This window comes from Sphingobacterium tenebrionis, from assembly GCF_037126265.1.
GTDB lineage: Bacteria > Bacteroidota > Bacteroidia > Sphingobacteriales > Sphingobacteriaceae > Sphingobacterium > Sphingobacterium tenebrionis.
Genome location: NZ_JAYLLN010000002.1, coordinates 166445 through 175312, shown reverse-complemented (window position 1 = coordinate 175312; position 8868 = coordinate 166445). Strand labels below are relative to the sequence as shown.

The following is an 8868-nucleotide window of genomic DNA, read 5'->3' as shown; positions in this document are numbered from 1 at the left end:
TCGCCATCGCAAAATCTGGAAAGGGCTACATCGCAAAAGCGGCCTAATCAGAATATTATTTGGAGAAAATTTAATTTATTATTTGGATATATACACAGTTCATTGCGAGGAACGAAGCAATCTTTAGCCATGTCATGCTGAGCGTAGTCGAAGCATCTGTTCGTATACAACCGTACAGATCCTTCGACTTCGCTCAGGATGACAAAAAAGAAAGATTGCTTCGTCGTACCTCCTCGCAATGACGTTCTAGTTACTAAATACTAACTACTAAATACTCGCTACTAAATACTAACTACTAAATACTAGCTACTAAATACTAGCTACTAAATAAAAACCCCATCAATACTTAATAACCGAATGCAATAAATCATGCTGGTTCGTTTGCACTACAAGACCTTCATAAATACAAATCGTCCCTAACATCTGCGAACTTGGCGTAATACTTATCGTCTTTGCCTTTTCTGTTTCTCCTTGAAAAGAAACCTGCAGTTCCATAACCTCCATACTAAAATCCTGGAATTTCGTCACTTCATTTCCAATACTCAATTTCTGCAAGGTATTGCCCTGCTTGATCTGAATATCAACCTTCTTACCCTCCGCAAGATTAGCAAATCGCAAGGAAGCCATCCTGTCCTTTGGCACCACAAAATCATCCTGGGTTAGCAGATACTTCACATACGTACGCCCATAAAGAAAAACAGAATAAAAATTACTGCCCTTAAACTCCATGGCCTTACTCAACAACACCGTACCATTTGCTTTCGTACTGATTTCAATTGTTCTGTTCCCTGGAAATATGGTTTTAAAGGAAAGGAAATCACCCGGCTGTAACTGCTCATTTCCTTGATTGATTCTTTTGTTGTCCACCGAGAAGTCCAGTCCTGCACCAAAGCCTAAGCCATTGAATACCGATAATGCAGCGAATTCTGATGACGGTACATCATTGTACTCATTCATCATATCATCCTTCGCACAGGAATTCAATAGTAAACTGGAACTTACAAATATTAGGAATACAACAATTTGTTGTGTTAATCTCATAGAATTATTATATTATATTTATTCCATACTACGAGTTTGGAAAGCTTATTGCTACATCCTTTTGTTATCAAATCAAAAATACGTACAATTGGAAGCATTCCTATTTTTTTTTAAGTTTGTACAAAGAAAAAATATTAGCCTCATTTAAATGGCAAGACTAAATACATTCAAGAATGGCAGTGGATCGGCTGGGACTAAGAAGACTAAGAATACCACGCTATCTTATCAAAAACGAGCCAAAACAACAGCTACTAAAACCTTCGATCAGATCAATTTTTCGGAAGGACAACGAAAAGCCCTGAAAATATTCGGGTTATTCTTACTGCTTTTGGCAGGGTTGTTTACTGTGGCTTTTGTATCATACCTTTTCACTTGGAAGGCAGACCAAAGCTATATCGCCGCAACTAATGGCGGTTGGTCTACCCTATTCCAAACCGGCGAAGAAATTCAGGACGAAGGAACAGAACTTCCTTTGGTTGAAAATAAATTAGGGAAATTTGGAGCATTATTGGCCAATCAATTCATTTACGAATGGTTTGGAGTGGCTTCATTCCTATTTATAGTGATCCTTTTTGTTACAGGATACAAATTTCTTTATAAAAGATCCATTTTCCCGATCTGGAAAACCTGGGTCTATTCCCTTATTTCCATCATCCTACTTTCAGTAACCTTTGGGTTTATCCAAGATTTCATTGCCGAAACACCACATATCCTAGAAGGTAAGTTTGGTTTTTGGACCAATCAGATCCTCAAGGCACAGATCGGTCAGGTAGGAACTGCAGGGGTACTGATCTTTATTGTGCTTACCGCCTTGGTATTGCTTTACAATTATGACCTACGATTGTCTTTCCGTTCAAAAAACTCGGATGAGGAAAATGATGAATTTGAAGATGAGGAGGAATTGCTGGAAGACTCCCAAATCAATAAAATCCGTGCAAACAGACAAAACGAGGTGGCTACGCATACCTACAGCTACCCACAACCAGAACCTGAACAAGAGCTAGAAGACGAGGAAGAACTCACTCCTGAAGAGGAAGAATTGAGTTTATCCCTTCCGCTACAGGTCAACACCCCAAAACCGAGCAATCAAGTCGTTTCCAATACTCAGGAGAACGAGATTGAATTCAGTATCGAACAGCCAACATCCAACAAAGTGGAAGCTCCAATCCAGGAAGAACCTAGCTTGGTGGTTGAAAAACCGATTGAGGAAAAGCCCATTACGGCCAATGATTTGGTGGAGAAATTTGGTGAATATGATCCGAAACTGGATCTATCCGGCTACCAGTACCCTACCTTAGATCTATTGAAAGATTATGGTACCGGAAAGATCACCATCAACCAGCAGGAATTAGAAGGAAATAAAAACCGTATCGTGGAGACCTTACGGAACTACAGCATAGAAATTGAGCATATCAAAGCGACCATCGGCCCTACGGTGACCTTGTACGAGATCATCCCGAAACCCGGTGTCAGAATTTCCAAGATCAAGAACCTGGAGGATGATATTGCCTTAAGTCTGGCCGCATTGGGAATCCGTATTATTGCACCGATGCCAGGAAAAGGTACTATTGGTATCGAGGTACCGAGCAGTACACCAGAAATGGTTTCCATGCGTTCCATTTTAGCCACTGAAAAATACCAGAAAACGGATATGGACCTTCCTATTGCATTAGGAAAGACCATCTCCAACGAGGTTTATATTGCCGATTTGGCAAAGATGCCGCACTTATTGGTAGCTGGTGCTACGGGACAGGGTAAATCCGTCGGGATCAACGCCATCTTGACCTCCCTGCTATTCAAAAAACACCCGGCAGAACTAAAATTCGTGCTGGTCGATCCGAAAAAAGTGGAACTTTCCCTGTTCAAAAAGATCGAAAGGCATTTCTTAGCGAAACTTCCTAACGAAGATGACGCTATTATTACAGATACGAAAAAGGTGATCAACACCTTAAATTCCTTGTGTATTGAGATGGATCAGCGTTATGACCTGTTGAAGAATGCGCAGGTTCGTAATCTGAAGGAATATAATGTGAAATTTATCAACCGTCGATTAAACCCTGAGGAGGGTCATCGATTCTTACCGTTTATAGTTCTTATTATTGATGAGTTTGCCGATTTGATGATGACGGCAGGCAAGGAAGTGGAAACACCGATTGCACGATTAGCACAGCTGGCCCGTGCGGTAGGTATTCACTTGGTCATTGCAACGCAAAGACCATCCGTGAATATTATTACCGGTACGATCAAGGCCAACTTCCCGGCGCGTTTGGCATTCCGTGTATTATCAAAGGTCGATTCGAGAACGATCTTGGATAGTGGCGGTGCCGACCAATTGATTGGACGTGGGGATATGCTTTTGGCAACCGGTAGTGATCTGATCCGGATACAGTGTGCCTTTGTGGACACACCGGAAGTCGATCAGATCTCCGATTTCATCGGTGGCCAACGGGGATACCCTTCAGCGCATTACCTACCGGAATATGTAGGTGAGAACAGCGAAGGCGGATCTTCATCCGACTTTGACATGGATAGCCGTGACCCGATGTTCGAAGAAGCTGCCCGCCTGATTGTTATGCATCAACAAGGTTCAACATCATTGATACAGCGCAAATTAAAATTAGGATACAACCGCGCTGGAAGGATAATCGATCAATTGGAATCTGCAGGAATTGTAGGTCCATTTGAAGGAAGTAAAGCACGCGAGGTGCTCTATCCAGACGAATATTCTTTGGAACAGTATTTGGAAACGTTAAGATAAGATGAAGAACATGAAAAAATTACTGTACGTAGTACTGGCGGTCTTTATCGCCAACACTGCCTTTGCGCAGAGCAATAAAGCAAAATCTATTTTGGATAAGGTATCGGCGAAATATGATTCCTATAATACCTTACAATCGAATTTCTTGTTGAAAGTAACTCCACGTACCGGAGAAGCATCCACCGTGAACGGCAAGATCTTGGTGAATAAACCGGAAGATAAATTCAAGATCGAATTGGCTGATCAGGATATTTATGGCGATGCGAATACCACTTGGACCGTATCAAAAGAGGTAAAGGAAGTGCAGGTCAATTCGGCCGATGAGGGTAATCAAAAGATCGGCCCTTCCAATATTTTCACCTTCTACAAAAAAGGATTTAACTACAAATATGTAGGCACGAACAATGTGGCCAAAGAAGGAAAGGTAGATGTAATTGATCTTGTCCCTACGGATAAGACAACCAACTATCAGAAGATCACCTTAAGGGTAAACAGCAAATCCCATATCCATGATGTAAGTATCCTGGATAAATCGGGCGCCAAATACACCTATGCATTTAATGCCCTGTATGTGAACCACGCGATCAGCAATGCCAGTCTACAGTTCAACAAACAGAACTACCCAGGCTACGAGGTGGTCGATCTCCGGTAGAATAGATATTTTATTATAGATTATAGATAATAGATGAGAGATAATAGACCTTAAAAAAACGAGCATTGCTGCTCGTTTTTTTTTTAAAGTCTAAAGTCTATAATCTCTTATCTATTATCTATCGTCTATTACTAGACAACCAGGCGGCCGGCAGTACTGGCTCTTACCTGGTCTAGGGTTACTCCTTCGTGCAGTTCTACGAGTTTGAAGCCTCCTTCCGGGAGGACATCGAATACGCCGAGTTCTGTTACGATTTTCTTAACACAGCGGACGCCTGTAAGCGGTAGGCTGCAGGAAGATAGGAGTTTGGATTCGCCGGCCTTATTCACGTGTTGCATGGCAACAATGATGTTCTCCGCACTGGCCACCAGATCCATCGCTCCACCCATGCCCTTTACCATCTTTCCTGGGATTTTCCAATTGGCAATATCGCCATTCTCGGAAACCTCCATCGCGCCAAGGATCGTTAGGTCGATCTTTCTCGAGCGGATCATGCCGAAGCTCATGGATGAATCAAAAAAAGCTGATCCGGGTAAGGTGGTAATGGTCTGCTTTCCAGCATTAATGTAATCGGCATCTTCTTCCCCTTCAAATGGAAAGGGTCCCATCCCCAACATGCCATTCTCACTCTGCAGGACCACCTGCATCCCATCCGGAATATAATTCGCTACCAAGGTAGGAATCCCGATTCCTAGGTTCACATAGTAACCATCTTTTATCTCTTTCGCGATACGCTTTGCAATTCCAAATTTATCCAACATAGCTTAGCATTTTTTAATGATCATTGCACTGGCACCACCGCCACCATTACAGATAGCAGCAAGCCCATAATTTCCATTCTCCTGATGCAGCACCGAACTCAAGGTCACGATGATCCTTGCGCCGGAGCATCCCAGGGGATGCCCTAGAGCCACCGCTCCACCATATACGTTGATCTGGTTGGTCGAAAGGCTCAACAGCTTTGCATTTGCCAAGGCAACTACCGAAAAGGCTTCGTTGAATTCGAAATAATCCATATCATCCATGGTTAGGCCTGCTTTCTGCAAAACTTTCTGCGTAGCGATAGCTGGTGTGGTAGTAAACCATTCTGGCGCCTGCTCCGCATCCGCATAAGCAATAATCTCTGCGATTGGCTTTAAACCCAATTCCTTCATTTTCTCTTCGCTTACCAATAATACCCCAGCAGCACCATCACTCAAGGTAGAGGCATTGGCCGCAGTAATGGTTCCATCCGATTTAAAGGAAGGACGCAATTGGCTCAATTTTTCAAAATTGACCTGTTTATATTCTTCATCTTCCGAAACGATCACCGTTCCTTTACGACTATTGATTTCTACCGGAGTAACCTCCTTTGTAAACTTTCCGGATTCCCAAGCGATCTTGCTACGGGTATAGGATTGGATGGCATATTCATCCTGATCCTCGCGGGAAATACTGTATTTCTCGGCACAAACCTCGCCACAATTCCCCATGGCCTGGTTGGAATACACATCGGTTAACCCATCTTTCGCCAGCCCATCGATCAATTTCTGATCGCCATATTTTGCGCCCCAACGAGCAGCAACATCATAATATGGCACCTGGCTCATGCTTTCCATCCCACCGGCTACCACCACATGGGCATCGCCCAAAAGGATCTGCTGGGCAGCGATGGAGATGGCCTTCATGCCACTGGCGCAGACCTTATTGATGGTCGTTGCTGGGATATGATCCGACAAACCGGCAAATTTCGATGCCTGGCGCGCTGGTGCCTGTCCTAGATTGGCCTGTAGCACCGAACCCATATATACTTCATCGATCTGTAATGCATCGATTCCACTTTCTTCAATAACAGCAGAAATAGCTTTTGCACCTAATTCTGTGGCAGAGATACTGGATAAAGCACCTCCAAAACTGCCCATGGCAGTACGTTTTGCGGCTACAATAAATACGCGTTTATTCATCTTCTTTTTGTCTTACAGTTCGTTGTTCAATTCTTTTTTCGTATTGCTCTCCTTGGAAAATACGTTGTACAAATACACCCGGTGTATGGATATGATTAGGATCCAATTCCCCTACTTCCACCAGTTCCTCTACCTCAGCAATCGTGATCTTTCCGCACATAGCTACCGCATGGTTAAAGTTCTGCGCTGTACCTCGGTAAACCAGGTTACCTGCTGTATCGCCCTTCCAAGCTTTTACCAAGGCGAAATCGGGTTCAAAGGCATATTCCATCAGGTAATCTTTTTCTACCCCATGGAAGGTAAACCGGCGAACTTCCTTCCCTTCTGCCACCTCTGTTCCAACTCCTGCAGGGGTATAGATTACCGGTAGCCCGTAGCCGCCAGCCATTAGTCTCGTTGCCAAGGTTCCTTGCGGGATCAGCTCGACCTCCAGTTCGCCATTCAGCATCTGTCTTTCAAATTCTGCATTCTCGCCCACATAAGAAGCGATCATTTTCTTTACTTGTTTTTTCTGTAATAATAGGCCGAGACCAAAATCATCCACCCCTGCATTATTGCTGATGCAGGTCAGGTTGCTCACGCCTTTTTCCAATAAAGCACTGATCAGGTTTTCCGGAATACCGCATAAGCCAAAGCCCCCTAGGGACAGGGTCATGCCATCCTCAATATCCTGAATCGCCTCCTTAGCATTTGAAACAGTTTTGTTTATCATGTATAATGAGATTAGAATCGCAATTGCCTCAGAAACCAAATATTATTTCAATCCCTTTACAATTGGCTTACAATTTCGACTGTAAACCTACTTGCGATTTCGCAGTTTATAATTTTTATAAATTTAGTGAATTATATTCAAATGCGTTTGAAGTCGGAACTTTTAGTATTCATTGAATCAGGAAGTTAATTTATTACACACTTGGCATCAAAATGCATCTGCTATTAGCAATGATGAAACAGATATTCTATTTTTTGGAAGGATTGTCAATTGGGGGAGGATATAATTACAATATTTTCTTTACAATATCTAATTAAATTGCTAAACTTGATTAAATAAGACAGTAAAAAACAACTTAAAAATATGCGATTTTTATCCTTTCTATTATTGTTTTGGGTGCTAAGCCCTGCCGTTCATGGTCAAACGCTACAACAAAAACTTCGGACCACTACCTTAGATAGCCAATTTGTTGTACTCAACGTGCAATCGAGGTCACAGGATGCAGATTTCAAAATCATTAGAAAAAGTAACTTGGATATCATCCGTCAGAACGTGAGGGACTCCCTGAGCAAATACAAAAAAACGATCAATGAACTGAATGGTTCGGCATCGAGCGCTGCTGGTAGTATGCAATCTTTGAAGGATTCTGTTCAAAACCTTTCTACCGCTTTGGCAGCAGAACAACAAAAAACAGATAGTATCTCCTTTTTAGGAATGGATTTCGCAAAAGGAACTTACCATACGATGGTCTGGGCTATTATCATTGCCTTAGGTGCTGCGTTTTTTGGAACCTTAGTGGCGTTTAGAAAATCGAAAGTGGATACCGTGGATAGTAAGAATACCGTGGATGAACTGCAAGAAGAATTACAGACCCTGAGGAAGAAAGCAATGGAAAGAGAACAACAGTTGAAAAGACAGTTGTTGGATGAGCAGTTGAAGAGGAACAGTTAGGTTTGGAGTATTTAGTAGTGAGTATTTAGTATTTAGATATGAAGCCCCCCTTTTTGGGGGCTTTTTTAGTTAAAAAACAGTTTGGTTCAATATAGGGAATGGTATTATTTGAGCAATCAGATTTTTATATATATTTTTAGAATTCTCAAAGAAAATTCATGGAACCTAAAGGAGGAGAGATAGATTGGGTAGTTGAAAAAAGTAAAATTGCAATTGCTAAAGATGCAACTGCATTTAAATTACTTTTCAATCATTTTTATGCCCCTTTATTAGGTTTTTCTCTTTCAATTACTGGAAATAAGGAAATTTCGGAAGATATAATGGCAGATTTTATGGTAAAATTATGGACCCAACCCGAAAAACTTTTGAAAATCAACCATTTAAAAACTTATCTCTACACCAGTGTTAAAAACCTCTCCCTAAATGCATTAGAAAAAATCAAGGTTCGTCACAATCACTTGAACAGCCTAAATCCAGAGCCTAGAGATCTTATCAATCCGGAAAGGGAATTTCTAATTAAAGAATTAAAAAATCAAATCGAACAGGCAATTGCTCAACTCCCACCGAAATCAAAAATGGCTCTTATACTTATCCGTGATAATGATTGTAGTTATAAAGAAGCCGCGGATATTATGGAGGTCAGTATTAAAACTATTGATAGACACCTTCAAATTGCAATGGGAAAAATTAAAGAAAACCTCAATTTATAATACTGAAAATCAGCACCAAAGATATAAATATCTTATTTTTTTTCTTTTTGATTGAGGAGTATCCTTGTATTACCTGTCCTATATATAGTTAGCACCAATTT

The 8868-nt window shown here is 41.6% G+C and carries 8 protein-coding genes; 4 read left to right on the top strand and 4 right to left on the bottom strand.

What is annotated here, in order from left to right:
* Positions 1-339: 339 nt before the first annotated feature.
* Positions 340-1041, bottom strand: a complete 702-nt coding sequence (locus tag VJ786_RS01980; protein ID WP_134776239.1) for a DUF4397 domain-containing protein — start codon at positions 1039-1041, stop codon at positions 340-342.
* Positions 1042-1189: 148 nt separating this feature from the next.
* Between VJ786_RS01980 and VJ786_RS01975 the strand changes: the two genes are divergently transcribed.
* Together VJ786_RS01975 and lolA1 are read left to right on the top strand one after the other, a co-directional pair.
* Positions 1190-3799, top strand: coding sequence for an FtsK/SpoIIIE family DNA translocase (locus tag VJ786_RS01975; RefSeq protein WP_134776240.1), 2610 nt, complete (start codon positions 1190-1192; stop codon positions 3797-3799).
* A gap of 10 nt (positions 3800-3809) precedes the next feature.
* Complete coding sequence (lolA1, locus tag VJ786_RS01970; protein WP_167554211.1) at positions 3810-4451, top strand: outer membrane lipoprotein periplasmic chaperone LolA1; 642 nt, start codon at positions 3810-3812, stop codon at positions 4449-4451.
* Positions 4452-4582: 131 nt separating this feature from the next.
* Here lolA1 and VJ786_RS01965 read toward each other — a convergent pair whose 3' ends face one another.
* Genes VJ786_RS01965 through VJ786_RS01955 form a run of 3 tightly spaced genes read right to left on the bottom strand, consistent with a single transcriptional unit; the run spans position 4583 to position 7106 of the window.
* Positions 4583-5212 (bottom strand): 3-oxoacid CoA-transferase subunit B, encoded by a 630-nt coding sequence (locus tag VJ786_RS01965; RefSeq protein WP_134776242.1) that lies wholly within the window; start codon positions 5210-5212, stop codon positions 4583-4585.
* A gap of 3 nt (positions 5213-5215) precedes the next feature.
* Complete coding sequence (locus VJ786_RS01960; RefSeq protein ID WP_134776243.1) at positions 5216-6394, bottom strand: acetyl-CoA C-acyltransferase; 1179 nt, start codon at positions 6392-6394, stop codon at positions 5216-5218.
* Entirely contained in the window at positions 6387-7106 is a 720-nt protein-coding gene (locus tag VJ786_RS01955; protein ID WP_099368195.1) for a CoA transferase subunit A, read from the bottom strand. Before VJ786_RS01955 ends, VJ786_RS01960 begins: the two co-directional genes overlap by 8 nt.
* Positions 7107-7469: 363 nt before the next feature.
* On the opposite strand from VJ786_RS01955, the gene VJ786_RS01950 reads away from it, so the two are divergent.
* Positions 7470-8057: a hypothetical protein gene (locus tag VJ786_RS01950; RefSeq protein WP_099368194.1), complete on the top strand. Its 588-nt coding sequence runs from the start codon at positions 7470-7472 to the stop codon at positions 8055-8057.
* Positions 8058-8215: 158 nt separating this feature from the next.
* Complete coding sequence (locus VJ786_RS01945; RefSeq protein ID WP_134776244.1) at positions 8216-8767, top strand: RNA polymerase sigma-70 factor; 552 nt, start codon at positions 8216-8218, stop codon at positions 8765-8767.
* Positions 8768-8868: the final 101 nt, after the last annotated feature.